This window comes from Micromonospora chersina (assembly GCF_900091475.1).
Lineage (GTDB): Bacteria > Actinomycetota > Actinomycetes > Mycobacteriales > Micromonosporaceae > Micromonospora > Micromonospora chersina.
Genome location: NZ_FMIB01000002.1, coordinates 217978 through 244499, shown reverse-complemented (window position 1 = coordinate 244499; position 26522 = coordinate 217978). Strand labels below are relative to the sequence as shown.

Sequence of the window (26522 nt, the reverse complement as noted above, 5' to 3'; positions counted from 1 at the left end):
GGGTCGGGCAGCCCGGCCAGGGCGCCCGGGGCCGCCCCGGTCACCACCCGGACGTCGACGCCGTGCCGGGCGGCGTTGGCTCGGATCGGCGCGTCCGGGTCGCGGTCGACGGCGAGCACCGCCGCGCCGAGCAGGGCGCACTCGATGCCGACCGAGCCGCTGCCGGCGCCGACGTCCCAGACCAGCCGTCCCAGCCGAGGCCGCAACCGGGCCACGGCAAGAGCCCGAACCTCCGCCTTGGTGATCATCGAGCCCCGATGGACGTAGTCGGACTCGGGCAAGGCCCAACCCCCGACAGGCGCGGCAGCAGGCTGGTCATCCCCGCGCATCCGCCCGACATCCCCCGCGATCTTGCAGTTGGTGCCCGGGCGAAACGGTCGAACCGGAAGCGAGGCGGGCCGCAAGTGCAAGATCGACGCGGCCGGGTCCTCGGGTGTGGCGATCTCCGGGGCGAGGCTCAGCAGCACGTGCGGGTCGGACCAGGTTCTTGCGGCGGCCTCGGCGGGGGTGGTCCAGGTGACCCGTTCGTCGGGGGTGCCTAGGTGCTCGGCGACGACGAGGCGACGGTTCCAGCCGGCCAGGCCGGCGCCCAGTTCGGCCGCGCCCGCGCCGGGGGCGGTGAGCACGGCGACGGTGGGCAGGGCCCGGCAGGCGTTGAGCGCGGGGCGCGGGTCCCGTCCGTGCGCGGTGACCACGGCCGCGCCGTCCCAGGGCAGGCCGGCGCGAGCGAACGCGGCGGCCACGCTGGAGACGGCGGGCAGCACCCGCACCGGCAGGCCGGCCGCCCGGAGCCGGCGGACGATGCCGAAGAACCCGGGGTCGCCGCTGGCCAGCACCACCGCGGGCGTGCCGGCGGCGACGGCGGCGGCGAGCCGGTCCAGGGCGGGGGCGAGCGGGCCGAGCACGACGGTGGCGCAGCCCGGCGGCACCGGCACGGCGGCCAGGTGCCGGGCCGCGCCGACGACCAGCCCGGCGCCGGCCAGCGCCTCCGCGAGCGCGGGGTGCGCCGGTCGGCCGGCCGCGTCGATCCCGGCCACGAGCACGGTAGGGGTCACGCGGCCCACCGTCCGGAGGAGGCGACCACCCGGGCGCCCGCGAAGTCCACCATGGCCACGTCGACGGTGACCGCGTGGCCGGCGAAGCGGAGCAGCACCTGACGGACCCGCCGGCAGAGCAGGTCCCCGGCCGGGCCGAGCAGACCGGCGGCCGCCCACAGCTCGTACGCGTGCCGGCCGGTGTTGGCCGCCGCCACCGCGGCGACCAGGTCCGGGTCGCCGCCGGCCTCGGCGGTGATCGCGCCGAGCAGCGAGAGGTCCACCTTGGAGCGGGTGTAGTGGGTCATGAGGATGCCGGCGGCCAGCTTGGCCAGCTTGCCGGCCATGCCGACGAAGACGACCCCGGTCATCCCGTCGCCGACGGCGGCGGTGACCGCCGCGCCGGTGAAGTCGCCGACCTCGACGAAGCACACCTCGGGCAGGTCCGGCAGGAGCGCCCGGGCGGCACGCTCGGTACGCCCACCGGTGCACAGCACCACGGTCCGCTCCCCCTGGGCGGCCATCACGTGCACGGCCTGCACCACACTGGCCCGCCACGAGGCGGTGGAGAACGGCCGGACGATCCCGGTCGTGCCCAGGATGGAGATGCCGCCGAGGATGCCGAGCCGCCGGTTGGTGGTCTTGCGGGCCATGATCTCGCCGCGGGGCACGCTGATCACCACGCGTACCCCGGTCTCGCCCAGGTCGACCACCTCGGCGACGGCCTGGCCGATCATGCGGCGCGGGGTCTCGTTGATGGCCGGGCCGCCCACCGCCAGGCCGAGCCCCGGCCGGGTGACCGTGCCGACGCCCGGCCCGCCGTCGAGGCGCAGCCCGGGCTCGTCCCGCCAGGTGACGGTGGCGGTCAGCTCGGCGCCGTGGGTGACGTCCGGGTCGTCGCCGGCGTCCTTGACCACCACGGCCTCCGCCCGCTGGGACGGGTCGAGGTCGCACCGGGCCACCGCGAAGGTGACCCGCCGCCCGGCCGGCAGGCCGATCTCCACCCGGCGCTGCGGCTCGCCCGTGACCAGCGCGGTCAGGGCCGCCTTGGTCGCCGCGGTGGCGCACGCGCCGGTGGTCCAGCCGGTCCGCAGCGCGGTGGGCCGGACCTTGGCCGTACGCGGCAGGTCCGGCTCGCGCAGCGGCGGCTCGGCGTACGTCACCGGCCGTCCCCGGCGGCGTCGCCGGACCGGTCGGCGCGGGCGCGGCGGAGCGCGGCGCGGGCGGCCGGCTCGGCCCGGCGGTGAGTGTGGAAGTGGCCCGGGTGGTAGAGGTGCGAGCGGGTGCCGGTGGCGGCGAGCGCCGGTCCGACCAGGAACAGCGTGTGCTTCCAGAGCTTGTGCGCCTTGACGGTGGCCTCCAGCTCGCCCAGCGCGCACCGGACCACCAGCTCGTCCGGCCACGTCGCCTGGTAGGCCACCACCACCGGGGTCTCCGGCGGGTAGCCGCCGGCCAGCAGCTCCGCCTGCGCCTGCCCGGAGCGGGCGGCGGAGAGGAACAGCGCCATGGTGGTGCCGTGCCGGGCGAACTCGCGGACCCGCTCGCCGGGCGGCATCGGCGTCTTGCCGCCTTCGAGGCGGGTGAGGATCACCGACTGGGCGACCTCGGGGATGGTCAGTTCCCGGCCGACCAGCGCGGCGACAGCGGTGAACGAGGACACGCCGGGCACCACCTCCACGGCCAGGCCGAGGGCGCGGCACAGGTCGAGCTGCTCCTGCACGGCGCCCCACAGGGCCGGGTCGCCGGAGTGGATCCGGGCCACGGTGAGCCCGTCGGCGGCGGCGCGCTCGTAGAGCGGGCGGACCCCCTCGATGGGCAGCTGGGAGGAGTCCACGATCTCGGCGCCCGGCCGCGCGTGGGCGAGCACGTCGGCGTGCACGAGGCTCGCGGCCCAGATCACCACGTCGGCCTCGGCGATGACCCGGGCGGCGCGCAGGGTGAGCAGGTCGGCGGCGCCGGGGCCGGCCCCGACGAACCAGACCTTGCCGGTGATGGTCACAGTTTTCCTCCCCGGCCGTCCCGGCGGGCCGGGACCAGCAGCGTCGACAGGTAGGGCAGGTCGGTGGCGTCGCCGTCCACCGGTCCGATGCGCTCGCCCGGCAGGCCGACCGCCCGGCCCAGCACGGCGTCGTCGAGCCGGCCCTGCCGGCGCAGCTCGTCGACCAGATCGGGGTGGCGGCGCCAGCCCTTGTAGACGACGACGGTGCCGGGGCCGGCGAGCGCGTCGGCGACCGGCGTGAGCCCGGCGGTGGCGGGCAGCAGGGTCAGCGGTTCGCGGCCCTCGCAGAGCGGCACGCCGGCCCGGGCGGCCAGCTCCTGCATGGCGGTGATGCCGGGCACGGTCCGCACCTCGACCGCGGGCCGCCGGGCCCGGACGCCGTCGGCCAGGTAGCCGAAGGTGGAGTAGACGTTGGGATCGCCGATGGTGGCGAAGGCGACCGACCGGGCGCCCGCGTCGAGGGCGGCCACCACGGCCGCCGCCGCGGCGTCCCAGGCGCGCTCGCGGCGGGCGGTCACCCCGCCGCGGTCGTCGAGGGCGAACGGCAGCCGGCGCAGCCGGTCCGCGGGCACGTGCGCCCGCACGGTCGTCTCGGCCCGGCCGGGGGGCGCGTCCGGGTCCGCGGCGTGCCGGTCCAGCACGGGTACGAACACCAGGTCGGCCTCGCCCAGCAGCCGCACGGCCTTGAGCGTCAGCAGTTCGGGGTCGCCGGGTCCGACCCCGACCCCGGTCAGCACGGCACCGGGCGGGTTCACCGGCTCGCCGCCTCGACGAGCCGCCGGGCCGCCGCCGGGTGCCCGGCCCAGTGGGTGTGCAGGTAGGAGGCGTGCACCCGCCCGGCCACGAAGCCGTGCGCGGCGCCGTCCCAGTGCCACGCGGGGCGGTCCCCGTGCCCGGGGTCGGTGACGGTGCGGTGGAACTCGTGTCCGCGTACCGGGTCGCCGGCACGGTGCGCCGGGGAGTCGGCGGCGGCCACGGCCTCGCGGTAGCCGAGGGTGAGCCGGCCGGTCATCCGCGCTGTGTGGTCGAGCCGCCCGCACATCGGCACCCCGTCGAGGGCGCGGCCGAGGTACAGCAGCCCGGCGCACTCGGCCACCACCGGCCCGTCGAAGCCGGCCAGCTCGGCGCGGAGCGCGGTGTTGGCGGCCAGGGCGTCGGCGTGCAGCTCGGGGAAGCCACCGCCGATCACCACGGCCCGGGTGCCGGGCGGCAGGGCCCCGTCGCGCAGCGGGTCGAGGGTCACCACAGCCGCGCCGGCCGCGGTGAGCAGTTCGGCGGTCTCCGCGTACGAGAAGGTGAAGGCCGCCCCGCCGGCGACCGCGACGACCGGGCGGGCGGCGCCGGCGGGACCGCCGACGGCGGCGGCCGGGTCCCAGGCGGGCGCGGTCAGCGGCGGCGCGGTACGGGCCAGCGCCAGCACGGCGTCGAGGTCCACGGTGGACTCCACGAGGTCGGCGAGCGCGGCCACCACGGCTACCGACTCGGGGGCGCGTTCGGCGACCGGCACCAGCCCGAGGTGGCGGGAGGGGGCGGCGACCTCGGCGGCCCGGGTCACCGCGCCGAGCACCGGCACGTCCACCTCGGCGAGCGCGTCGCGCAGCAGGGTCTCGTGCCGGGGCGAGCCGACCCGGTTGAGGATCACCCCGCCGATGCGTACGGCCGGGTCGAAGGCGCGCAGGCCGAGCACCAGCGCGGCGGCGGAGCGGCCCTGCGCCGTGGTGTCGAGGACCAGCAGCACGGGCGCCTCGATGAGGCGGGCGACGTGCGCCGTGGAGGCGTACCCGCCGTGTCCCACCGCGCCGTCGTGCAGCCCCATCACCCCCTCCACGACCGCCACGTCGGCCGGGGTGGGCAGGGACGCGCCGTGGCGCAGCAGCGGGGCGATCCGCTCCGGCCCGACCAGCCAGGGATCCAGGTTGCGGCCGGGGCGGCCGGCGGCGAGCGCGTGGTAGCCGGGGTCGATGTAGTCGGGTCCGACCTTGTGCGGGCTGACCGCCAGGCCGCGGCGGCGCAGCGCGGCGAGCAGCCCGGTCGCCACTGTGGTCTTGCCGTGCCCGCTGGCCGGGGCGGCGACGACCAGTCGGGGCAGCGCCCAGGGCGTCACCATTCGATGCCCTTCTGGCCCTTCTGGCCGGCGTCCATCGGGTGCTTGACCTTGGTCAGCTCGGCGACCAGGTCGGCGGCCTCGACCAGCCGCGGGTCGGCGTCCCGGCCGGTGATCACCACGTGCTGGAAGCCGGGCCGGTCGCGCAGCGTGGCGACCACCTCGTCGACGTCGACCCAGCCCCACTTCATCGGGTACGTGAACTCGTCGAGCACGTAGAGCCCGTAGCGCTCGGCGGCCAGGTCCCGCTGGATCTGCCGCCACCCCTCCCGGGCGTCCTCGGCGTGGTCGGCGTCGCCGCCGCGCTGGATCCAGGACCAGCCCTCGCCCATCTTGTGCCAGCTCACCGGGGCGCCCTGCCCGGTGCGCTCGTGCACCTCGCCGAGGGCCCGGAAGGCGTTCTCCTCGCCCACGCGCCACTTGGCGCTCTTGACGAACTGGAACACGCCGATCGGCAGCCCGGCGGTCCACGCCCGCAGCGCCAGCCCGAACGCGGCCGTCGACTTCCCCTTCATCTGTCCCGTGTGGACGATGACCAGCGGCCGGTGCCGCCGCTGCCGGGTGGTCAACCCGTCGACGGGCACATGGCTCGGCTTTCCCTGCGGCATCAGGCAACGCTCCTCGTGGTGAGGCCGACGAGCGGGTCGCTGGTCACGTCGGCGAGGTGGTGGTGCGGGGCTCGGAGACGGGCAGCCAGGCGGCGGGCCAGGTGGAGGCGGATCGGGCCGGACTCGCAGTCGACGACGACGCAGGGGGCGCCCGTGGCGGCGAGGACGGCTGCCGCCCGGTCCGCCCGGTCGAGGGGACGGGGGCCGGCGGTGGCCCGGCCGTCGGTGACCACCAGCACGAGGGGGCGCCGCTTCGGGTCGCGCAACCTCTCCACCCGGAGCAGGTCGGCCGCCGCGAGCAGTCCCTCGGCGAGCGGGGTACGCCCGCCGGTGGGCAACTCGGCCAGCCGGGTCGAGGCGGCCAGCACGGAGGACGTGGCCGGGAGGAGGGTCTGCGCGCCCGTGCCCCGGAAGGCGACCACTGCCACCTTGTCCCGCCGCTGGTACGCGTCGGTGAGCAGGGCCAGCACCGCGCCCTTCACGGCGGACATCCGCTCCGAGGCGCCCATCGACCCGCTGGCGTCCACCACGAAGAGGACGAGGTTGCCCTCGCGCCCCTCGCGGACCGCCTCGCGCACGTCGGACGGGCGCAGCCGCAGCGGCCCACCGCCCCGGCCCCGCGCGGCCTGGTGCGGGGCGGCGGCCCGGACGGTGGCCGGCAGGTGCAGCGCCTCGGCGCGGCCGGCGGGCACCCGGGCGCCGGTGGTGCGGCCCCGCCCGGTCCGGGCCCGGGAGCGCCGGCCGGGCACCCCCTCGCCGACGCCGGGCGCGGTGAACAGCCGGGCCCGCAGCCCCGGGTCGGGAACGGCGACGCTCGCGCCCACCGCGTGGTCCGGGTCCCCCGGCGGGCCGCCGGATCGGGACCGGCGGGTGTGCGGCCGGCCGCCACTCGGCGACGCCTCTCCCGCCGGCCGGTCGGCGTCGGCGCCATTTCTGCCCTCTCCGGCGCCCGCGTCATCGCCTGGATGACCGAAACGGTCCGCCCCGGCGGCGTCGTGGCCGGCGCGTTCGCCCGACCGGTACCCGTCGTCGAACCTGCCGTCGCCGGTTCGGCCGTCGGTGAAGTCGCCGTCGCCGGTCCGGCCGTTGGCCGGCCAGCGACCGTCCCGGCCGGCTCCGCCGCCGTCGTCCGGCGGCCCGGGGCGGCCGTCCTCGTCGGACCCTCCCGAGCGGTCCCGGCCGTCGGCGCCGCCCTTCCGGTGGGCCGGCCGGCTGGGACCGTCTGGGTCCGACCCGGCGCCGTCCGAGCCGCCGTCCCCGCCACGAGGACCGGCGTCCGGCCCGGGACCGCCGGGACCACCGTCCGGGCCGCCGTCCGGGTCGCCGTCGTCCGGGTCGTCGTCGGGGTGCTGCTCGCGGGCTCGGCGCAGGGCCTCGTCCAGGCGCTGCTCGTCCAGCCCCGGGGTGTCGAACGGGTCCCGGCGGCGGCGGTGCGGCAGGGCCAGCCGGGCGGCGACCCGGACGTCGTCGGCGGTCACCCGGTCCCGGCCCTGCCAGGCGGCGTGCGCCACGGCGGTGCGGGCGGTCACGATGTCGGCGCGCATGCCGTCCACGTCGAACGCGGCGCAGACCTCGGCGATCTGCCGCAGCGCCGCGTCGGGCAGCGCCACCCGGGGCAGGCGGCGCCGGGCTGCGGCGACCCGGCGGGCCACCTCGGCGTCCGCCTCCGCCCAGCCGGCGGCGAAGCCGGCCGGGTCGGTGTCGGCGGCGAGGCGGCGGCGGACCACCTCGGCGCGTACGGCGGGGTCGCGGCTGGCGGCCACCTCGACGGTGAGCCCGAACCGGTCGAGCAACTGGGGGCGCAACTCCCCCTCCTCCGGGTTCATGGTGCCGACCAGCAGGAACCGGGCGGCGTGGCTGACCGAGACGCCCTCCCGCTCGACGTGGCAGCGGCCCATGGCGGCGGCGTCCAGCAACAGGTCGACGAGGTGGTCGTGGAGGAGGTTGACCTCGTCGACGTAGAGCACGCCGCGGTGGGCGGCGGCGAGCAGGCCGGGCTCGTAGGCGCGTACCCCCTCGGCGAGGGCCTTCTCGAGGTCGAGCGAGCCGACCACCCGGTCCTCGGCGGCGCCGACCGGCAGTTCGACCAGGCGGGCCGGGCGGCGCTCGGCCGCCGACCCGGCCGGGTGCGGCCCGTCCGGGCAGCCCGGGTCGGGCGCGGCCGGGTCGCAGGCGAAGCGGCAGGCGGCGACCCGGTCGACCGGGGGCAGCAGCCCGGCCAGGGCGCGGACGGCGGTGGACTTGGCGGTGCCCTTCTCGCCCCGGACCAGGACCCCGCCGACGGCCGGGCTGACCGCGTTGAGCAGCAGGGCGAGGCGCATCTCGTCCATCCCGAGCACCGCGCTGAACGGATAACTCGTCATTGCCGGTCCTCCAGGTCGCCCTCGCTGGCCAGGTACGTCTCGTGCAGGCGGTCGACCGTGGTCGGCTCGGGCGCCGCCCACAGCCCTCGGTCGGCGGCCTCCAGCAGCCGTTCGGCGATGCCGCGCAGCGCCCACGGGTTGGACCGCTCCAGGAACTCCCGGGTCTCCGGGTCGAAGAGGTACGCCTCGGCGAGCCGCTCGTACATCCAGTCGTCGACGACCCCGGCGGTGGCGTCGTAGCCGAACAGGTAGTCCACGGTGGCGGCCAGCTCGAAGGCGCCCTTGTAGCCGTGCCGGCGCATGGCGGCGATCCAGCGCGGGTTGACCACGCGGGCGCGGAACACCCGCCGCGTCTCCTCGCCGAGCGTGCGGGTGCGCACGTCGTGCGGCATGGCGGAGTCGCCCACGTACGCGGCCGGGGCGCCGCCGGTGAGGTGGCGGACCATGGCCACCATCCCGCCGTGGTACTGGAAGTAGTCGTCGGAGTCGACGATGTCGTGCTCGCGGGTGTCCTGGTTCTTCACGGCGACGGCGATGCGGGCGAAGGAGCGTTCCATGTCGGCGCGCGCCTCCCGCCCGTCCAGCCCGGGCCCGTACGCGTAGCCGCCCCAGACGGCGTACACCTCCGCCAGGTCGGCGTCGGTGCGCCAGTTCCGGGCGTCGATGAGCGGCAGCAGCCCGGCCCCGTACGCCCCCGGTTTGGAGCCGAAGATCCGGGCGGTGGCCCGGCGCGGGTCGCCGTGCTCGGCGACGTCCGCGTCGACGTGCGCCTTCACGTGGTTCTCGGCGGCCGGCTCGTCGAGCGCGGCGACCTGCCGGACGGCGTCGTCGATGAGGGCGACCACGTGCGGGAAGGCGTCCCGGAAGAAGCCGGAGATGCGCACCGTGACGTCGATCCGGGGGCGGCCCAGCTCGGCCAGGGGCACCACCTCGACGCCGGTGACGCGCCGGGACCTGTCGTCCCAGGTGGGACGGACGCCGAGCAGCGCCAGCACCTCGGCGATGTCGTCGCCCTGGGTGCGCATGGCGCTGGTGCCCCAGACGGTGAGTCCGACCGAGCGCGGGTACGCCCCGGTGTCGGCGAGGTGCCGGGCCAGCAGCGAGTCGGCGAGGGCCACCCCGACGTCCCAGGCGTTGCGGCTGGGGATGGCCTTCGGGTCGACCGAGTAGAAGTTGCGCCCGGTGGGGAGCACGTTGACCAGTCCGCGGGTGGGCGAGCCGGACGGGCCGGGCGGCACGAACCGGCCGGCGAGCGCGCCGAGCACCCGGTCGATCTCGTCGGTGGTGCGGTCCAGCCGGGGCACCACCTCGCGGGCGGCGAAGCGGAGCACCTCGGTGGCGTCGGGCACCGGAGCGCCGACCACCTCCTCGACCACCGCGCCGGCCAAGGTGTCGTCCCAGCCGAGGGTCTCCATGCCGAGCACGAGCCGGCGGGCCAGGGCCTCGACGAGGTCGACGGCGTCGGCCGCGGTGGCGGCCGGCCCGTCGACGGCCTCGGTGAGCGCCGCCGGCACGGCGATCCGCGCGCCGGGCTCGGCGAGCAGCGCCGCCTCGTCGAGGCCGGCGTGGGCGGCGAGGGCCTGGCGCAGCCCGGGCAGCGCCCGCACCCCGCCCCAGACCTGCGGGGCGCGCAGCACGGCGAGCACCAGGTTGACCCGGGCCTCCCCGGCGGGCGCCTCGGCGAGCACGTGCAGCCCGTCGCGGATCTGCACGTCCTTGACCTCGCAGAGGTAGCCGTCGAGGTGCAGCACGAAGTCGTCGAAGTCGTCCGCGCCGGGCATCTCCGCCTGGTGCAGGTCGTGGTGCAGCTCGGCGGCGCGTACGAGGTCCCAGATCTGCCGTTGCACGGTGGGCGCCTTGGCCGGGTCGAGGGCCTGCACGGTGGCGTACTCGTCGAGGAGCTGTTCGAGCTTCGCCAGGTCGCCGTAGGTCTCGGCGCGGGCCATGGGCGGCACCAGGTGGTCGACCACGACGGCGTGGGCGCGGCGCTTGGCCTGGGTGCCCTCGCCGGGGTCGTTGACGATGAACGGGTAGACCAGCGGCAGGTCGCCGAGGACCGCGTCGGGGGCGCAGTCGGCGGCCAGCCCGAGGCCCTTGCCGGGCAGCCACTCCAGGGTGCCGTGCTTGCCGAGGTGGATTACGGCCTCCGCGCCGAAACCGCCGTCGGCGACGGGTGCGGCCAGCCAGCGGTACGCGGCCAGGTAGTGGTGGCTGGGCGGCAGGTCCGGGTCGTGGTAGATGGCCACGGGGTTCTCGCCGAAGCCGCGGGGCGGCTGGATGAGCAGCGCCACGTTGCCGAAGCGCAGCCCGGCGAGGACGATGTCGCCGCCGTCGGTGTAGAGCCGGCCGGGCGGCTCGCCCCAGTGCTCCCGCATCCGCTCGCGCAGCGGGGCGGGGACGGCGTCGAACCAGCGCCGGTAGGTCTCCCCCGGCACCCGGGCCTCGGCGGCGGCGAGCTGTTCCGGGGTGAGCCACTCGACGTCGTGCCCGCCGGCGGCGATCAGGGCGTGGATCAGCGCGTCCCCGTCGTCCGGCACCGGAGCGTCGCCCAGGTGGTAGCCGGCGTCGGCGAGGGCGGCCAGCAGCCGGACCGCGGAGGCCGGCGTGTCCAGGCCGACGGCGTTGCCGACCCGGGAGTGCTTGGTCGGGTACGAGCTGAGCACGATCGCCAGGCGCTTGTCGGCGTTCGGCACGTGCCGCAGCCGGGCCTGCCGGACGGCGATGCCGGCGACCCGGGCGGCGCGCTCCGGGTCGGGCTCGTAGACGGAGAGCCCGTCGGCGTCGATCCGCTTGAAGGAGAACGGCACGGTGACGATCCGGCCGTCGAACTCGGGGATGGCCACCTGCATGGCGGCGTCCAACGGGGACAGTCCGGCGTCGCTGGCCGCCCACCGGTCGCGGTCGCTGGTGAGGCAGAGCGCCTGGACGATCGGCACGTCCAGGGCGGCGAGCGCGCCGACGTCCCAGGCGTCCTCGTCGCCGCCGCCGGAGGCGTCCGCGGCGACCGCACCGCCCGCCGCGAGCACCGTCACCACGAGCGCGTCGCAGCGCGCGAACAGATCGAGCGGGCCCGCGCCCGGGGTGAGCCCGCGCAGCGAGCCGCAGTACACCGGCAGCGGCTGCCCGCCGGCCGCCGTGACCGCGTCGGCCAGGGTCTCGACGAAGGCGGTGTTCCCGGCCAGCGCGTGCGCCCGGTAGAAGACGATGCCCACCACCGGCCGGCCGTCGGGGACCGGGTCGGGGCCGAGGATCCCGTGCGGCGGGGTGGGCGCGGGCGGGGCGAAGCCCTCGCCGGTGAGCAGCACGGTGTCAGAGAGGAACCGGGCCAGCTCGGCGAGGTTCTCCGGGCCGCCCTCGACCAGGTAGGCGAGCGCCTCGGCGGCCACCCCGGCGGCCACCGTGGACGCCGCCATCAGCTCCGCGTCGGGCACCGCCTCGCCGCCGAGCACGACCGTGGGCACGCCGGAGTCGAGCACCGCGGCGAGGCCGTCCGGCCACGCCTGCCGGCCACCGAGCAGGCGTACGACGGCCAGGTCGGCGCCGTCGAGCAGCGCGGGCACGGCGTCGGCGGCGACCCGGGCGGGGTTGGCGAGCCGGAAGTCGGCGCCGCTGGCGCGGGCGGCGAGCAGGTCGGTGTCGGCGGTGGAGAGCAGCAGGATGCGCACGGACGGCTCCGGAGCGTGACGCCCGGCGGCGCGGCGGGGCCGGCGGCGGGCGGGGGCGGGTGCGGGTTCTGCGGGTACGCGGGTCCGGCGGACGGCTCACCGACGACACGTCGGCAGGGGTGCCCGGCCGGGTGCGGAACCCGGCGGGACGATCAGTGGCGGACGGCGCGGGCCCGCCCGGCGCGCGGCGCGACGGCCTGCGGGGCGGCGGGGTGTGCGGTCAACGGCGCGTCGGTGCGCGCCGGCCGGATACGACGATCGTCGTCGATGGCGGAAAGGCCGTGCATCGGGGTCCTCCTCGGGTGTCCACGCCCTGGGGTTCTCCGACGGCCGAAGTATCCTGGCTCCCGGATCGACGCTCACCCCCGGCCTTCCAACCGCGCACGCACGGCCGTGACTCACGAGGGGGGATCGCTCCCCGGTGACAGTGGCGGGACCGCGCCGGAATCGCACCGGCTTCCTTCACTGCCGTCAGGCCGCGAATGCTGCCACAGCCGCCCGGCGCGGGTCAACGCCGGGTCCCCCCGCCGTCGGGGCGGCCCGGAGCGGCGCCCGACCGGTAGCATCGGTCGATCGTGGACCGGGGAGCGGGGAGGAACTGACTGTGGCGCTGCGGCATCTCGCCGGTCGGGTCTGGTTGTTCCCCGGCGATCCCGACCCGTTCGCGGTCCGCCCCACCGTGGCGGTGGTCGCCGACGACCGCGGAAGTGTGCTCGTCGACGCGGGCCAGAGTCCGGCCCACGCGCGGGAGGTCCGGGCCGCGCTGGCGGCGGCCGGGCTGCCGGAGCCGCGCTGGCTGGTCTACACCCACCACCACTGGGACCACGTGTGGGGCGCCTGCGCCTGGCCGGGAGTGGAGATTGTCGGGCACGAGTCCGCGGTGGCCCCGCTGCGTGCCGAGGCGGCCCGGCCGTGGAGCCACCGCTACCTGCGCGAGCAGGTCCGCGAGAACCCCCTCCTCGGGCACAGCTTCCGGGCCCGGGCCCTGGCGGTGGACTCCTGGGACGGCTTCGCGGTGCTGCCGCCCACGCGCACCTTCACCGACGAGGTGACGCTGCCCACCGGCGTGGTGGTCCGGCACGTGGGCGGCCGGCACGCGCCGGACTCCGCCGTGGTGCTCGTGCCGGACTCCGGGGTGCTGCTGCTGGGCGACTGCTGGTACCCGCCGCCCGCGCACCTGCGGACCCCCGAGGACGGGCCCGACCTGGCCCTCGCGGCGAGCCTGCTCGACGACGACGTCGCCTGGTACGTCTCGGCCCACGACGAGCCGCTGCCGCTGGCCGAGGCGCGGGCGGCGCTGGCCGGCGGCTGAGACGGGGTCAGCGGGCGCGCCGCTCCGGGTGGGCCCGGTTCCAGGCCCGCATCCGTTCCGGGTAGCCGGTGCGGGCGGCCTCGTAGAGCGGGACCGCGTGCTTCTGCGCGATCTTCCCGGCGGCCCGGGGCGAGCCGGTGCGGCGGCGGATCCACTCCCCGTCGTGGGCGATGGCCACCACGGTCGTGTCGGTGGCGGTGGTCTCCGGTTCCAGGTAGAACTCCACCCCGCGCCGGCTGGTCACGAAGGCCTCCAGCGCGGCCAGGTCGTCCCGGGTGGCCTCCCGGTCGAGCTTCGTCGGGGTCGTCGGGTCGGCGGCCCGTCGGCTGAACCAGCCCATGCCCGCCTCCTCTCCTCGGCGTCCCGTCCAGTGCAGCACCCGTACCTGGCAACCGGCTGGGAGCCGGATGGGAGTCCACTGGCGGACGGCGGGCCGCCCGGTCAGCGGGCCCGCGGGCGCAGCACCGGCACCAGGGCGAGGGTGGGCAGCAGCAGGAGCGGCACCACGCCGAGGGCGTGCAGGATGCCCAGGTGGTCACCGAGGAAGCCGAGCAGCGGCGGGCCGGCCAGGAAGGCCGTGTAGCCGATCATGGCCACCACGCTGACCCGGGTCGGCGCCCGGTCCTCGTCGTCGGCGGCGGCGCTCATCCCGACCGGGAAGCCGAGCGACGCACCGACGCCCCACAGCGCCACGCCGACCACGGCGAGCGGCCCCGAGCCCGCCAGCACGGCGCACGTGGCGCCGGTGACGGCCAGCGCGATGGTGCCGAACAGCACCGGCACCCGGCCCCACCTGTCGATCGCCACGGTGCCGGCGGTCCGGCCGAGGGTCATGCCGACCACGAAGACCCCGAAGACGGCGGCGCCGGCCGCCTCGCTGACCCCGTACCCGTCGACGAACGCCACCGCCAGCCAGTCGTTCGCGCTGCCCTCGGTGAACGCCATCACCAGCACGAACAGGCCGATGAGCAGGGTGCGCGGCTCCCGCCAGGTGGCCAGCAGCGCGCGCCGGTGGCGGGCCGGGTCGGTCGAGGCGGCCGTCTCGGCCGGCGCGGGCAGGAAGGCGCGGACGCCGAGCAGCGTGCCGGCCAGGACCACCGCCGCGATCACGGGCAGGTGCCAGCCGACCGGCACACCGAGCCGGGCCGCGCCCGCGCCCAGTCCGGCCCCGGCGACCGAGCCGAGGCTCCAGGCGGCGTGGAACCGGGGCATGATCGTCCGGCCGAGCCGCTTCTCCACGGCCGCGCCCTCGACGTTCATCGCCACGTCGCAGGTGCCGGAGCCGTAGCCCACGGCGAAGAGCCCGATCACGACTCCGAGCAGCGAGCCGCCCAGGCTGGCCGACAGGCCGGCGGTCGTCAGGCCGAGCGCGACGAGCACTGTCGAGCCCGCCACGGTGCGGGCCGGGCCGAGCCGCAGGGTGACCAGTCCGGCGGTGGACATGGCCACCAGCGCGCCCGCCGACATGGCCAGCAGCAGCAGGCCGAGCCGCCCGGCGCTGAGCCCGAGCGCCTCGCGGATGGCGGGCACCCGGGAGAACCAGGTCGCAACGGCCAGGCCGTTGAGGGCGAACACGGCCGCCACGCCGTTGCGGGCGGCCAGGACCGCCCGCGGGTTCACGGCGCGGGCCTCGGCCGGCGCGTCGATGGTGCTGCTCACCGTGGTGTGGTCCTCTCCGCGAAGTCGTCCGACGACCATCGCACACCTGAGAGCGCTACCACCACAAACGCTCCCACCCCTTACCCCGGCCGGCCCTGACCGGGCATGATGCCGACAGAACGGCCACCACGGGGAGGACCAGACATGGAGACGCCCACCAGCCGCCCGGCCACCCTCGACGACGTCGCGCGGGCGGCCGGCGTCTCCCGTGCCACCGCCTCCCGGGTGCTCGGCGGCTACGGTTTCGCGTCGGTGGACGCCCGCGAGCGGGTGGGCGCCGCCGCCGACCGGCTCGGCTACGTGCCGAACGTCACGGCCCGCGCGCTGGTCCGGGGCGCCGGGGTACGCCTCGTCGTGGCGGTCGCCGGCACCGACGCCGGCGTGCTGGACGACCCGTACGTGGACCGGCTGGTGAGCGCGGCCGCCCGGGTGTGCGCCCCGCACGGGGTCGGGGTGGCCCTGGAGTGGCTGCCGCTGGACGCCCCGGCCGGGCTGCGCCGGCTCGGCGACGACCGGAGCGTCTGCGGGGTGCTGCTGGTCAACACCACGGCGCGGGTGCTCGACGCGGTGCCCGCCGGCCTGCGCGGGCGGGTGGTCTCGATCGGCACCGGCTCCCCGGCCGTGCCCTCCTTCGACGTCGACAACGCCGCCGGCGCCGACGCGGTGCTGCGCCACCTGCACGCCGGCGGCCGTCGCCGGATCGCCATGGTCACCGGCCCGCGCTGGCTGAGCTGCGCCGAGCGGTCGGTGACCGCGTACGAGGGGTTGATGCGGGCGGCCGGGCTGCCCGTGCGGCTGGTCACCGGCGACTTCACGGCCGCGCGGGGCGGCCGGGCGGCGCTGGAGGCGATGACCCGCTGGCCGGACACCGACGCGATCTACGCGGCCAGCGACGCCACCGCGCTGGGCGTGATCGCGGCGCTGCGTGGGCGCGGGATCGGGGTGCCGCACGACGTGGCGGTGGGCGGCTTCGACGACATCCCGTACGCGGCGGTGAGCAGCCCGGCGCTGACCACGGCCACCCACCCGGTGGCCCGGATCGCCACCGCGGCGGCCACGGCGGTGCTGGACGGCCGCCCGGTGCCGCCGGTGACCGCGTTCCCCTCGACGCTGGTGGCGCGCGAGAGCGCCTGATCCGGGCGGCCGGGCGGTTGAGCGGCCCGCAGCCGGGTATCCGCCGCCGGATCCGACCGACGACAGGGGGGCGAGGTGACCGAGCCCGCGCCGCCGCACCGGCAGCCCGACGAGGGGTACCGGCACGGCCGGCTGACCGCCCGCCCCACCGCCGTGGCCGCGCCCGGTCCGGCCGGGCCGGCCGAGGTGCCCGATCCGGCGGGCGGGCCGCCCGCGCTGCGCCACGTGCCGCCCGGGGGCACGGGACCGTACCGGCTGGTGCTGCTGCTGCACGGTGCGGGCGGCTCGGCCCGGCAGGGCCTCGACCTGCTGCTGCCGCTGGCCGACGCGCACCGGCTGCTGCTGCTCGCCCCGCAGGCGGTGGCGAGCACCTGGGACCTGATCGCCGAGGGGTACGGCCCGGACGTGGCCCGGATCGACGCGCTGTTGGCCGCGACGCTCGGCGCGTACCCGGTGGCCGGGGTGACGGTCGGCGGCTTCTCCGACGGGGCCTCATACGCCCTCTCCCTGGGCCTCACCAACGGCGACCTGGTCGACGCGGTGCTGGCCTTCTCCCCCGGTTTCGCCGCGCCCCTGGTGACCCACGGCCGGCCCCGGGTGTTCGTCTCGCACGGCACCGAAGACCGGGTGCTGCCGATCGACGTGTGCAGCCGGCGGCTGGTGCCCCGCCTGCACACCCTCGGCTACCCGGCCGAGTACGCCGAGTTCACCGGCGGGCACGAGGTGCCGGCGGAGATCCGGCGGCGGGCGGTGGACTGGCTGGTGGGCTGAGCCGGGTCAGTCCCCCGGCCCGGCGACCGCCGCGTCGACCCGCGTGAGCACCGTCGCGTCGTCGTCGCCCCGCACGCCGCGCAGCAGGTCGATGGCGGTGGCCCGGACCTGCCCGATGATCATGGCGAGCGGCAGGGTCTGCCCGGGGGTGAAGAGCCGGCCGGCCACCCGGACCGCGGCCAGCGCGGCGACGTCGGCCCGCTCGGCGTGGGCGTCGGCGACGGCGTCCTGCCCGGTCAGGTCGGCGGCGAGCGCGTCGCCGGCCGAGCGCACGGCCTCGGCGAGGGTCCGCACGGCGCCGCCCAGCTCGGCGGGGACCGGTGCGGGGCCCCGGGTCAGGGTGACCGCCGCCCGGGCGAGCACCCGGACGTTGCGGACCGCGTAGTCGATCTGCCGGATGGAGCCCTCCACCGAGCGCAGCCGGCCCAGGTGCCGGCGGCGGCGTACGTTGAGCCGCAGGGCCTCGCCGGCGGCCTGCACCGCGCCGCGCAGCCGCTCCACCCCGGCGTCGGCGTGCCGGGCCCGCTCCAGGGCGGCCAGCGCCGCCGCGTCGTCGGCCCGGTCGAGCGCCTCGGCGATCTCACCGAGCACCCCGGCCAGCTCCTCGAAGGTGTGCCGGAACTCGTCGACCAGCGGGGCGAGCGGTCGGCGGGCGTCGACGAGTTGGCTGGCCACCACTGCCACCGCGCCGCCGATCAGCGCGTCGACGAACCGGAACGGGACCAGCGACTCGGTCGGCGGGGAGACCACCACCAGGTAGAGCGCGGAGACGGCGGCCTGCACCACCGTCACCGAGCTGGCGCCGATCGCCACGGCCAGCGCGACGGTGAGCAGGATGACGGTGAGCACCGTCCAGGTGGTCCGCGGGCCGAGCGCCTGCACCACCAGGTCGGCGACCAGCACGCCGGCCGCGACGCCGAGCACCACCTCGACGGCCCGGCGCATCCGCTGGCCGCGGGCCTGGCCGAGCACGATCAGCGCGGCGGCCGGGGCGAAGAACGGCTGCGGGTGGCCGACCAGCCGGGTGGCGAGCATCCAGGCGACGGTGGCGGCCAGGGTGGCCTCCACCACCGGCAGCCAGCCGCGCCGCAGCCGCCCGGCCGCCTCGCCCACCTTCCGCCACCCCGCCATTCGCCCCGCCTCCCTGATCCCGCGTCCTCATCCTGCGGCCCGGCACGCCGGGCGGCAGCGGCGGGCGCCACGATCCCACCGGTGGCGGTGGTCACGGTCGGTCAGGTCCCGGTGAACGCCCGCAGCAGGGTACGCACGCCCGCCCGGAGGTCCTCCCGGCTGGCCGGCGTGCCGGGCGGTGGCGCGCTGAGCGCCCCGGCGCCGACCAGGCGGTCGAAGAGCAGCCCGTCGACGAAGGCCACGAACTGGTCGCCCTGCCGGCGCGGGTCCGGCGCCCCGGCGCGGGCCAGCAGGTCCCGGGCCTGGACGCGGAGCGCGGTGCCGTGGTCCAGGATCCGCCGCAGCTCGGGCCGGTGCACGGCCTCCAGCAGGCAGGCGTACCGGGCGAGGGACCGGGTGCGTCCGGTGGTGAGCCAGCGGTCGAGCACCTCGGCCACCCCGGCGGCGAGCCGGTCGAGCCCCTCCGGCCCGAGCGCCGGTGCGGCCCGGGGCGGCTCGGGCGCTGCCTCGGTGGGCAGTTCGTGGGCCGCCAGGTCGGCGCGGTCGAGGTCGGCCAGGCGCTGGACCACTGCCTCGATCAGCGCCTGCCGGGTCCGCAGGTACGCCGAGGTGGTGCCGGGCGGCATGGCGGCGCGCGCGTCGACGGCGCGGTGGGTCAGGGCCCGCATGCCGCCCTCGGCCAGCAGCTCTACGGCCGCGTCGGCCAGCCGGGCCACCCGGGCCGCGCGTCCGCTCACCTGTGGTCCCTCCTCGTCGGCGTTCTACGGATGTAGTATGCCCTTCTACAGGCGTAGAAAGGTGGTCGGGATGGGCGAGCCGCACGCGATCGTGGTGGGGGCCGGCATCGGCGGGCTCGCGGCGGCGCTGGCCCTGCACCGCCGGCGCTGGCGGGTCACCGTGCTGGAACGTGCCGCCGAGCCGCGCGAGCTGGGGGCCGGCCTGACCCTCATGGCGAACGCGCTGCGCGGGCTCGACGCGCTCGGTGTGGGCGACGCCGTCCGCCGGCACGGCGCGCCGGACACGCCGGGCGGTCTGCGGACCAGCGACGGCCGGTGGCTGTCCCGGATCGAGGGGGCCGAGCTGGAACGGGCGCTCGGCACGGCCGCGCTCGGCATCCACCGCACCGCGCTGCACCGGCTGCTCCGCGCCGCTCTGCCGACCTCGACCCTGGTCACCGGGGCCGAGGTGGTCGACGTGGACGCCGACCTGCCCGCGGTGACCTACCGGCGGGGCGGCGCGCCGGCCACGCTGCGGGGGGACCTGGTGGTCGGGGCCGACGGGCTGCGCAGCGTGGTGCGCCGGCGGCTCTGGCCGGACCTGCCGGCGCCGGCGTACTCCGGCTCGACAGCCTGGCGGGCGGCGATCCGCTGGACCGCGCCGGCGCCCATGGCCGTCACCTGGGGGCCCGGCCGCGAGTTCGGCACCGTCCCGCTCGGCGACGGCGGGCTCTACTGGTACGCGGCGGAGACCGCCCCGCAGGGCGGCCGCGAGCCGGACGAGCTGGCGGCCGTCCGGGCCCGCTTCGGCGGCTGGCACGAGCCGATACCCGCGCTGCTGGCGGCCACCCCGCCCGAGGCGGTGCTCCGCACCGACCTGTTCCACCTGGCGACCCCGCTGCCGTCGTACGTGCGGGGCCGGGTGGCGCTGCTCGGCGACGCGGCGCACGCGATGACCCCGCACCTCGGGCAGGGCGCGGGGCAGGCCATCGAGGACGCCGTGGTGCTCGGGGCCGCCTGCGCCGGCGGGCCGGCCGACCTGGCCGGCGCGCTGGCCGCGTACGACCGGCAGCGGCGACCCCGCAGCCAGGCCGTCGCCCGGGCCTCCGCCCGGGCCGCCCGGTTCGGCCAGCAGCTCCGCCACCCGGCGGCGGTCAGCCTGCGCGACGGCCTGTTGCGGCTGACCCCGTCCCGGGCGGCGCTGCGCGGCATGGCCAGGTACGCCGACTGGCAGCCACCCCGGGCCTGATCCGAAATTGCGCGGCGCACAACCCTCCAGAATATCGACCGCGTGCGTTTTCCGGGCTCGCCCGAATGGGAGAACGGGCCGGTAAGATCGGCGACAAGCGTGTGACTGATCGCTGACTGCTGGACGTGATTGCGATCACACACACTGTGCCCATGAATACGAGACTCCGCCGCAGCCGGGCATTGCGCCTCGCGGTGTGTCTCGCCCTGGTGGCGGCACTGAGCGGCTGCATGCAACTCAACCTGGGGCTGACCGTGGACACCGACGACACGGTCACCGGCCAACTCCTGCTCACCGCCGAGAAGTCCGTGCTCAAGCGCCGGAACCCCGACGTCGCGGCGGCCTTCGCCGAGTTGCGGCAGAACATCCCCACCCTCCCCGCCGGCGCCGAGACGCGGTACGAGGACGCCAACTACTACGGCATTCAGGTCGCGTACCGGAAAACGCCCCTGTCGCAATTCACCAGCGAGAGTGTGAATCTTTCCCGGGACGGCGATCTCTACCGCTTCTCGCTCCCGCTCGATCCGAAGAAATACGGCGGAAAGGTCGCCGAACAGGATCCGCGGAACCAGCAGGCTTTCATGACCTTGATGTCGTTCGAGATCTCGGTGACGTTCCCCGGCCGGGTGCTGGACACCAACGGCACCATAAACGGCCGGTCGGTGAGCTGGAAGGTGGTCGCCAACCAGCCGAAGCCGGCCGAACTGCGGGCCGTCGCCGAGGCCCCGGCGCAGCCCTCCGCCTCCGTCACCCCGGCCGCCGCCGCGGACGGCGGCGGCGGATTCCCCTGGCTGCTGGTCGTCGGCGGCGTGGTCGTGCTGCTGCTGGCCGCCGTGGTCGTCGTCCTCCTGCTCCGCCGCCCGCGCGGCCCGGCCGCCGCCGCACCCGCCGCACCCACCCCCGCGCCCACTCCCCCGGCCGACCGGCCGGCCTGAGCGGGCACGACGCCGCCACCCGGGCGGCACCCGGCGCCGCAGCAGCCGGGGCCGCCGCACCACCCACCCCGACCGCACCACCGCACAATCGAAAAGGGGGGATCGCCGTGAACGATCTCTTCACCTGGGCCGCCCTGGGGAGCCTCACCGGCGCCAGCGCCGCCACCCTGCTCGCCACCAACGTCATCGGCGGGCTGATCGGCCCGAGCGGCGACAAGGCGCGCAAGTGGATCGCACTGGGCTTCGCGCTCGCCCTGTCGTACCTGACCGCCGCGTTCGCCACCGACGCCGGCCCGGAAAAGTGGATCATCGCGTTCTTCAACGGGCTGGTCATCTTCTCCGCCGCCCTCGGCATCAACCAACTGCCCCCGGGCAACCGGCAGGCGACGAACGCGTCGCCGACCCAGCTCGCGCAGGGCCGCGAGCCCCGCTACATCCGCTCCTGGGTCTGAGAGAGGTGACCCCCATGATCCTCGGCATCATCAGCGCCGCCGTCCACATCGTCCTCGGCGCCGTGCTCGGCGGGGCCGCCGGCGGCACCATCGGCCTGCTCGTGGGCGCGGTCGTCGGGCTGCTCGTCGGCGCACCGTTCGGCTGGGCGGTCGCCGCGGCCGGCACGTACGGCCTCGACCCCAAGGGCATCTTCCTCTTCGTGGTCGACCACACCTGGAGCCTGCTCAACACCGTCGCGGGCGCGCTCTACCTGGCCCTGCACCTGGTCTTCGGGCACCAGCTCGACCGGGTGGTCTCCCAGGGCAGCGGGCGGGTCAACGTGGTCGAGGGCGTCTCACCCCGCTACGCCACCACCATCGGCACCGTCTGCGCCGGGTCCAGCCCCGGCATCCAGCGGCACGAGGACGTGCACATCCTCCAGGCGCGCCTGCTCGGCCCGCTCTACCTGCCGCTGGTCGCGCTCAACTACATGCTGTTCACCATCGCCCCGGTGTGGCTGCTCTGGCACGACCACAGCAACGCGCCGATCAACCGGTTCACCCGCTACTTCGAGATCGGCGTCTACCCGCACGTCTGGAACGAGGCCATCGCGTACCGGATCCAGGGGACCCCGCCGCGATGACCGGCGCGATCGAGGCGGCCGTCGCGGACCTCGCGGCCTGGCTGACCGGGGCGGCGGGCGACCCCGTCCCGTTGGGCCCGCCCCGCGACGACCCCGGCGGCGGCCTCACCGTCTGGCCCCTCGAACTGCGGCCGGCCCGGCAGACCGCGGGCAGCGGCGGGACGCGCGAGCCGTACCGGTTCGTGGTCCGGCTGCTGGTCAGCGGCGGCGGGCCGGCGGCGCTGCCGGCGCTGGACCGGGTCCTCGCCGCCGCCACCGCGGCCGGCCAGCCCGAGGTGGTGCTGGCCGCCGGGGACCCGGCGCTCTGGCGGGCCCTCGGCGTGGCGCCCCGGCCCGCGCTGCTGCTCGACGTGCCGGCGCGGATCGACCGGCCGGCGCCGTCCGCGCCGCCGGTGCGGCAGCCGCTGCGGCTGCGGCAGCTCGACATGCGCACCCTCGACGGCCGGGTGGTCGGGCCGGAGCGGCAGCCGCTCGCCGCCATGCGGGTCGAGCTGGTCGGCACCGCGCAGGCCACCGAGACCGACGCCGGCGGCCGGTTCCGGCTGGTCGGCGTCCCGCACGACCCCGAAGCCCCGGACCGGCCGGTCCGCATCCGGCTGGTCGGCCGCGGCCGCACCCACACCGCCGACCTGGACCCCGCCGACAGCGATCCCGTCGTCGTCTGCGCCCCCGACTGACTCCTCGAGGAGGACCGATGCCCACCTACTTCTCCCCCGGCATCTACGTCGAGGAGGTGCCCAGCGGCGCCCGCCCGATCGGTCCGGTCGGCACGAGCACCGCCGCGTTCGTCGGGCTCGCCCCGAACCGCACCGCCCGCGTCAACGAGGCCGTCGCGGTGAACAGCTGGTCGGAGTTCCTCCGGCTCTACGCCGACGGCGACAACCTGGAGAGCACCCCCCTCGCGCGGGCGGTGTTCGGCTTCCTCGACAACGGCGGCACCCGCTGCTGGGTGGTCAACGTCGGCGAGGGCGGCCAGCTCACCGGCACCGGCGGCAAGCGCGGCGGCCTGCAACTGCTGGAGGCCATCGACGAGATCAACATCCTGGCCGCGCCCGGCTACCACGACCCGGTCTCGCACGAGGCGCTCATCAGCACGGCCGAACGGCTCCGCACCATGGTCGCCATCTGCGACCCGCCGCCCGAGGTGGAGGACATCTCCCGGCTCACCCGGGTCGCCACCCCGCCCAGGTCGTCCGGCAAACCCGCCGAGGGTACGCCGAAGCCGGACGACGACCCACCCGGCGGCGACCGCCCCCGGCAGTCGGACTTCGCCACCTACTACTTCCCCTGGATCCGGGTGCGCGACCCGCTCAGCGGCGACCTCGTGCTCACCCCGCCGAGCGGGCACGTGGCCGGCATCTGGGCGCGCACCGACGCCCTGCGCGGGGTGCACAAGGCGCCGGCCAACGAGCCCGTACGCGGCGCCGTCGACCTCGCGTACCGGGTCACCCGCCCCGAGCACGACGTGCTCAACCCCAAGGGCGTCAACGTGATCCGCTTCTTCGCCGGCGAGGGCATCCGCCTCTGGGGCGCCCGTACGCTCGCCGCCGAGGCCAGCGAATGGCGCTACCTGAACGTCCGGCGGCTCTCCATCGCCATCGAGCAGGCCATCGCGGGCGGCACCCGGTGGATGGTGTTCGAGCCCAACGACTACACCCTCTGGCGCTCGATCCGGCGCGACATCGGCGCGTTCCTCACCCGGGTGTGGCGCGACGGCGCGCTGCTCGGCCGCACGCCCGAGGAGGCGTTCTTCGTCAAGTGCGACGAGGAGACCAACCCGGCCAACGTGCGCGACGCCGGGATGGTGGTGGCGCACATCGGCATCGCGGTGGTCAAGCCCGCGGAATTCGTGGTGTTCAAGCTGAGCCAGTGGGCCGGCGGCACCGAGACCGAGACGATCGGAGGCTGACATGCCCACCACGGCCACCCCGCAGCCGGGCGCGCCCGTCGACCCCTACCGGGCGTACCACTTCAAGCTGCTCATCAACGGCATCACCAACGGGCACTTCACCGAGGTCAGCGGCTTCGAGGTGGCGATACCGGCGCTGGCGTACCGGGAGGCGGGCAACGAGCGGATCCGGGCCGTCCCCGGCCAGGTCGAGTACGCCCCGGTCACCCTCCACTTCGGCCTCACCTCGTCCCGCGAGCTGTGGGACTGGGTGAACGCGGCCGCGAAGGGCACGGTGAACCGGCGCAACGTCTCGGTGGTGCTGCTCGACCCGGCCGGCACCGCCGAGGTGCTGCGCTGGAACATGATCAACGCGTGGCCGACGCGATGGCGGGGCGCCCACCTGAACACCCTGTCCCAGGAGATCGCCATCGAGGCGCTGACCCTGGCGTACGAGGGGCTCGAACTGGAGTCCGGCAGTGCCGCCGCCCCGACGACCGCGTGACCGGCTGGCCCGCCTGCTCCGGGCCACCGCCGACCGCCTCGCCACGGCGGCCGCCACCCCACCGCGCGGCGGCTCTCCCGAACCCCCACCCCGGCGCCCCGGCGAACCCCCCGAACACTGGTTCCGCCTGGTAGCCGCCCACGCCCCCGGCCTCCTCCACGACCTCCCCCACCCCACCCCCGCCCCCGCCTCCCCTGTTGATCAAGAAGTTTGCGTCGGATCCGACGCCTCCGCCGACGCAAACCTCTTGATCGATGAGGAGGCGGCGGGGGGACGTGGCGGGGATGCGGGGGGTCGGGGCACGCGGAGGTTGCCCTTGCGGCCGGCGGTTCCGGGTTCGGATGGGCGGCCAGGGCCGGGCGGTGGGGCGGCCGGATTCTCCGGAGGGAGGGCCGGGGTGGTGACGGGGGATCTACGCAGGCGCACCGGCTCGCAGGTCGATCCGGTTCGGACCGGGGCAGTCGGCGCCGGCACGCCTGCCGACCCGGGCAGGGCTGTCGCACCCGGCACTGCTGGCGGCGCGTCATCCCCGCACGCGTCAACGTGGAGTGACGAGGTTGCGGGGCGTGCGCCGTCGGACGAAACCCGGTCGGGCGGCGGGGATGGCCCCTTCCGGACACGCAGCCTCGCGTGGGAGTCCGCCGCATCGGGTGCCGTGCGCGGACTCCCGGGAGCCTCGTCGTTCGACGATGCCGGCCGTGGTGAGTGGTCGGATGACGGCGCCGGCCGACGCGGGGCGATGCCACGCCCGGCTGGCCGGACGCACTGGTCACTCGGCGAGACCGACGTGCCACCGGGGCCACGGCTCGGCGAGGCCGAAGTGTCAGCGGGCCCGGTGCTCGGGACCAACGAGCCAGCGGGCCCGGCGCTCGGGACCAACGAGCCAGTGCGACCGGCGCTCGAGACCGACGCGTCAGCGGGGATGCTGGCCGACACCGCTGTCGCGCCCGGATCGTGGCCAGGCCGGGCCCGCGTCCCACGGGAGTCCTCGCCCGGCGCGCCCGGCCGCGGTCGGTCCGCTTGGGACACCGTCTTTGCCAGCGCGGACGAGCCGGGAACCGCCGGCCGCACCCTGCGGCTCCACCCGCCAGCGGCCGTCAACCCGAGCGCGCCCGCAGCCCCGCGCGCCGACGCGGCCACGCGCCGGGTCCGGCCCGAACCGCCGGCCGTTCTACCGGAACAGCGCGCAGCTCGGACGGCGACGCCCCGCGCCGACGACCTTCGGGTGCACCTGTTGTCGCCGGGACGACAACAGGTGCACCCGAACCTCAGCGCACCCGCACCCGCACACCGGACCGCGAACGGCACGGCGGGGCAGCCGGCTTCGGACCGTCCGGGGTGGACGGGCGCGGTGGCCGGTCCGTGGCCGCCGCTGCCGACGGAAGCCAGCGAGCAGACCGACGACCGAACCGGCGGCACGGCTCAGGACGGGGCCGCGCGGGTGGCCGGGCGGGATCCGTGGCCGGCACTGCCCGACGACCGGGGGCTGTGGGCGCCGGTGGTCGCGGCGGGCGACGCCGACCGGCTGGCCCGGCTCGACCGGGAACAGGCGGGTGACTGATGGAACGTGTCGCCTTCCTCGTGGACGAGTCCGGCACCCGCGTGGACTGCCTCCTCAACCCGGAGACCGTGCAGGTCACCCGGCTGGCCGGGGTACGCCCGCGCGGCGCACCGGACGGGCAGCTCACCGGGGCCGGTCTCGCCGACGACCCGCTGGTCTTCACCGGCGGCGGACGGACCGAACTCGTCTTGGACCTGCTCTTCGACACGGACTTCGTGGAGTCGCCGGCACGCCCCGAGGACGTCCGCGCGCTCACCCGTCCGCTGTGGATGCTGGCGGAGAACTCCGCCGTCGAGCACGGCTGGCTCCGACCCCCGCTGGTCCGGCTGGTCTGGGGCAAGACCTGGAACGTGCCGGGCGTCATCGTGGCGATCGCGGAGCGCTTCGACGCGTTCACGCTCACCGGCACCCCGCGCCGCTCCTGGCTGCGGCTCAAGCTGGTCCGGGTGGCCGAGACCGCCGAGGCGGCGCAGGCGGGCTTCGAGGAGGAACTGGCCGCGGCGAGCACGCCGACCGTGCCGCCGGGGTCGGCGGTGGTCGCCGCCGCGGACGGCGCGGCCGAGCCGGGCTGGTCCGGGGTGCGCTTCGACCTGCTCGCGCACGACGCGCTCGGCTCGCCGCTGCGCTGGCGGCTGCTCGCCGAGCACAACCGGATCAGCGACCCGCTCACCGTGCCCGCCGGCACCGCCCTGGCCGTGCCCACCACCACGACCGCCACGTCGCCGCCCGACGGCCCGAGCGGAACGGGAGGCACGCCATGAACCGGGTCGCCACCACCGCCGGCCCAATGGCAGAAGGCCCGAGCGGGACGGG

At 76.7% G+C, this 26522-nt stretch carries 24 protein-coding genes, 1 pseudogene and 1 riboswitch; of the genes and pseudogenes, 12 read left to right on the top strand and 13 right to left on the bottom strand.

Features of this window, described 5'->3' with window-relative positions; genetic code table 11:
* Positions 1-449: 449 nt before the first annotated feature.
* The 9 genes and pseudogenes from cbiE to GA0070603_RS32305 all read right to left on the bottom strand — a co-directional run.
* A pseudogene (cbiE, locus tag GA0070603_RS32525) lies at positions 450-1049 on the bottom strand (precorrin-6y C5,15-methyltransferase (decarboxylating) subunit CbiE); the annotation flags it as partial.
* A 2-nt stretch (positions 1050-1051) separates the two neighbouring features.
* A complete protein-coding gene (locus tag GA0070603_RS00970; protein WP_091305782.1) occupies positions 1052-2197 on the bottom strand; it encodes a cobalt-precorrin-5B (C(1))-methyltransferase in 1146 nt (381 codons plus the stop codon).
* Complete coding sequence (cobM, locus tag GA0070603_RS00965; RefSeq protein WP_091321348.1) at positions 2194-3027, bottom strand: precorrin-4 C(11)-methyltransferase; 834 nt, start codon at positions 3025-3027, stop codon at positions 2194-2196. Before cobM ends, GA0070603_RS00970 begins: the two co-directional genes overlap by 4 nt.
* Positions 3028-3029: 2 nt before the next feature.
* Entirely contained in the window at positions 3030-3788 is a 759-nt protein-coding gene (cobI, locus tag GA0070603_RS00960; protein ID WP_091305780.1) for a precorrin-2 C(20)-methyltransferase, read from the bottom strand.
* Positions 3785-5140 (bottom strand): cobyrinic acid a,c-diamide synthase CobB, encoded by a 1356-nt coding sequence (locus tag GA0070603_RS00955; protein WP_091305779.1) that lies wholly within the window; start codon positions 5138-5140, stop codon positions 3785-3787. Before GA0070603_RS00955 ends, cobI begins: the two co-directional genes overlap by 4 nt.
* Entirely contained in the window at positions 5134-5745 is a 612-nt protein-coding gene (cobO, locus tag GA0070603_RS00950; protein ID WP_091305777.1) for a cob(I)yrinic acid a,c-diamide adenosyltransferase, read from the bottom strand. Before cobO ends, GA0070603_RS00955 begins: the two co-directional genes overlap by 7 nt.
* Positions 5745-8108 (bottom strand): VWA domain-containing protein, encoded by a 2364-nt coding sequence (locus GA0070603_RS00945; protein ID WP_091305775.1) that lies wholly within the window; start codon positions 8106-8108, stop codon positions 5745-5747. Before GA0070603_RS00945 ends, cobO begins: the two co-directional genes overlap by 1 nt.
* Positions 8105-11773 carry a cobaltochelatase subunit CobN gene (cobN, locus tag GA0070603_RS00940; RefSeq protein ID WP_091305774.1) on the bottom strand — a complete coding sequence of 1223 codons (3669 nt, stop codon included), beginning with the start codon at positions 11771-11773 and terminating at the stop codon, positions 8105-8107. The genes GA0070603_RS00945 and cobN overlap by 4 nt, the downstream gene beginning before the upstream one ends.
* A gap of 152 nt (positions 11774-11925) precedes the next feature.
* Positions 11926-12060 carry a hypothetical protein gene (locus tag GA0070603_RS32305; protein ID WP_279627468.1) on the bottom strand — a complete coding sequence of 45 codons (135 nt, stop codon included), beginning with the start codon at positions 12058-12060 and terminating at the stop codon, positions 11926-11928.
* 46 nt (positions 12061-12106) lie between these two features.
* A riboswitch (cobalamin riboswitch) is annotated at positions 12107-12236 on the bottom strand.
* Between the two features lie 141 nt (positions 12237-12377).
* Between GA0070603_RS32305 and GA0070603_RS00935 the strand changes: the two genes are divergently transcribed.
* On the top strand, positions 12378-13085 hold the full coding sequence (locus GA0070603_RS00935) for an MBL fold metallo-hydrolase (protein WP_244282336.1): 708 nt from the start codon (positions 12378-12380) through the stop codon (positions 13083-13085).
* Between the two features lie 7 nt (positions 13086-13092).
* Here the strand turns inward: GA0070603_RS00935 and GA0070603_RS00930 are convergent, their stop codons facing one another.
* On the bottom strand, positions 13093-13425 hold the full coding sequence (locus GA0070603_RS00930; RefSeq protein ID WP_091305770.1) for a hypothetical protein: 333 nt from the start codon (positions 13423-13425) through the stop codon (positions 13093-13095).
* Between the two features lie 101 nt (positions 13426-13526).
* Positions 13527-14783, bottom strand: a complete 1257-nt coding sequence (locus tag GA0070603_RS00925; RefSeq protein ID WP_425270398.1) for an MFS transporter — start codon at positions 14781-14783, stop codon at positions 13527-13529.
* Between the two features lie 105 nt (positions 14784-14888).
* On the opposite strand from GA0070603_RS00925, the gene GA0070603_RS00920 reads away from it, so the two are divergent.
* Together GA0070603_RS00920 and GA0070603_RS00915 are read left to right on the top strand one after the other, a co-directional pair.
* Positions 14889-15878: a LacI family DNA-binding transcriptional regulator gene (locus GA0070603_RS00920; RefSeq protein WP_091305767.1), complete on the top strand. Its 990-nt coding sequence runs from the start codon at positions 14889-14891 to the stop codon at positions 15876-15878.
* Positions 15879-15953: 75 nt separating this feature from the next.
* A complete protein-coding gene (locus tag GA0070603_RS00915; protein WP_208862773.1) occupies positions 15954-16649 on the top strand; it encodes an alpha/beta hydrolase in 696 nt (231 codons plus the stop codon).
* Between the two features lie 6 nt (positions 16650-16655).
* Here the strand turns inward: GA0070603_RS00915 and GA0070603_RS00910 are convergent, their stop codons facing one another.
* Entirely contained in the window at positions 16656-17780 is a 1125-nt protein-coding gene (locus GA0070603_RS00910; RefSeq protein ID WP_091305765.1) for an FUSC family protein, read from the bottom strand.
* Positions 17781-17881: 101 nt separating this feature from the next.
* Positions 17882-18517 carry a TetR/AcrR family transcriptional regulator gene (locus GA0070603_RS00905; protein ID WP_244282335.1) on the bottom strand — a complete coding sequence of 212 codons (636 nt, stop codon included), beginning with the start codon at positions 18515-18517 and terminating at the stop codon, positions 17882-17884.
* Between the two features lie 70 nt (positions 18518-18587).
* Here GA0070603_RS00905 and GA0070603_RS00900 point away from each other — a divergent pair, with 70 nt between their 5' ends.
* The 9 genes from GA0070603_RS00900 to GA0070603_RS00860 all read left to right on the top strand — a co-directional run bounded on the left by GA0070603_RS00900 (position 18588) and on the right by GA0070603_RS00860 (position 26470).
* Complete coding sequence (locus tag GA0070603_RS00900; protein ID WP_091305763.1) at positions 18588-19745, top strand: FAD-dependent monooxygenase; 1158 nt, start codon at positions 18588-18590, stop codon at positions 19743-19745.
* A 152-nt stretch (positions 19746-19897) separates the two neighbouring features.
* The gene (locus GA0070603_RS00895) at positions 19898-20680 is read left to right on the top strand and encodes an LppM family (lipo)protein (RefSeq protein WP_091305761.1); all 783 of its coding nucleotides are present in this window, start codon (positions 19898-19900) and stop codon (positions 20678-20680) included.
* A 107-nt stretch (positions 20681-20787) separates the two neighbouring features.
* Entirely contained in the window at positions 20788-21132 is a 345-nt protein-coding gene (locus tag GA0070603_RS00890; RefSeq protein ID WP_091305760.1) for a hypothetical protein, read from the top strand.
* A 14-nt stretch (positions 21133-21146) separates the two neighbouring features.
* A complete protein-coding gene (locus GA0070603_RS00885; RefSeq protein WP_091305757.1) occupies positions 21147-21755 on the top strand; it encodes a glycine zipper family protein in 609 nt (202 codons plus the stop codon).
* Positions 21752-22432, top strand: coding sequence for a carboxypeptidase-like regulatory domain-containing protein (locus GA0070603_RS00880; RefSeq protein WP_091305755.1), 681 nt, complete (start codon positions 21752-21754; stop codon positions 22430-22432). The genes GA0070603_RS00885 and GA0070603_RS00880 overlap by 4 nt, the downstream gene beginning before the upstream one ends.
* Before the next feature lie 17 nt (positions 22433-22449).
* The gene (locus tag GA0070603_RS00875; protein WP_091305752.1) at positions 22450-23664 is read left to right on the top strand and encodes a phage tail sheath family protein; all 1215 of its coding nucleotides are present in this window, start codon (positions 22450-22452) and stop codon (positions 23662-23664) included.
* A 1-nt stretch (position 23665) separates the two neighbouring features.
* Entirely contained in the window at positions 23666-24148 is a 483-nt protein-coding gene (locus GA0070603_RS00870) for a phage tail protein (RefSeq protein ID WP_091305749.1), read from the top strand.
* 1351 nt (positions 24149-25499) lie between these two features.
* Entirely contained in the window at positions 25500-25709 is a 210-nt protein-coding gene (locus tag GA0070603_RS00865) for a hypothetical protein (RefSeq protein WP_091305746.1), read from the top strand.
* Entirely contained in the window at positions 25709-26470 is a 762-nt protein-coding gene (locus tag GA0070603_RS00860) for a CIS tube protein (RefSeq protein WP_091305744.1), read from the top strand. The genes GA0070603_RS00865 and GA0070603_RS00860 overlap by 1 nt, the downstream gene beginning before the upstream one ends.
* Positions 26471-26522: the final 52 nt, after the last annotated feature.